1 pseudogene is annotated in these 322 nt (G+C 64.3%); it reads right to left on the bottom strand.

Annotation, left to right across the window (positions count from 1 at the left end):
- Nucleotides 1–322 (bottom strand): annotated as a pseudogene (locus tag P0G09_RS16860) (peptide ABC transporter substrate-binding protein); the annotation flags it as partial.

The following is a 322-nucleotide window of genomic DNA, read 5'->3' as shown; positions in this document are numbered from 1 at the left end:
TCTTGCCGTCCTCGCTGATGTCATAAGTCTCCGCCATGGCGGGAACTGCTGCACCGTCAGCATCCATCTGCATCAGGCCATCGGTGTAATCCGCGATGACCTCAAAGGAGGTGCCGACGGTGGCTACCTGCGGGTCCAGAGACTGGACCTCGGTCTCCAGCATGATGTTCAGGGTGCCGCCCTGTGCGGTGCCAGCCGCAGCAGAGGTAGCGCCGCTGGCTGCAGAAGATGCAGCCGTGGAGCTGGAAGAGCCGCCGCAGGCTGTCAGAGCCAGCGCGGCAGAGGTGACACCGGCAGCTGCCAGGAAGCTGCGGCGCGAAAT

This window comes from Faecalibacterium sp. DFI.5.82, assembly GCF_029076575.1.
In the GTDB taxonomy this organism is placed as follows: Bacteria; Bacillota; Clostridia; order Oscillospirales; family Ruminococcaceae; genus Faecalibacterium; species Faecalibacterium duncaniae.
Note: the sequence above shows the minus strand (reverse complement) of the source record. Positions and strands in the feature narration are given on the sequence as shown.